Genomic DNA, 375 nt, shown 5'->3' with positions numbered 1-375 from the left:
GGAGCATCGTTTGCACCGGTGACGGTTATGGTGACGTCGATCGTGTCGGTTGCGCCGTTGGGGTCGGTGACGGTGACGGTGAAGACTTCCGTCTCGGTCTGGCCGGCCTTCAGCGCCTGCGTGGCCGGCAGGCTGTTGTCAAGCTTGTAGGTCCACTCGCCGGTGTTCACATCGATGGCGAAGCTGCCATAGGTACCGGGTGCATCGCCCGACCATTCCAGCTGCGCGGTCTCGCCCGCATCGACGTCGCTTGCCGTCAGCTGGCCCGTAGCCATCGGCACGTAGCCGTTGGCGGCATCCCAGGCGCGGACAGCCGTCTGGTCTGCTCCTTCGTTGCCGGAGAAGTACGGCCGCGTCAGGAGCGCTGGATCGACG

The 375-nt window shown here is 65.6% G+C and carries 1 protein-coding gene; it reads right to left on the bottom strand.

Annotated elements, in window-relative coordinates:
- Window positions 1–375: VCBS domain-containing protein (locus tag EP165_RS20325; protein ID WP_206075965.1), on the bottom strand; the 375-nt coding region annotated here is incomplete at both ends.

The organism is Mesorhizobium sp. Z1-4, from assembly GCF_004000235.1.
GTDB lineage: Bacteria > Pseudomonadota > Alphaproteobacteria > Rhizobiales > Rhizobiaceae > RCIO01.
This window is presented reverse-complemented; position numbering and strand designations above follow the sequence as displayed.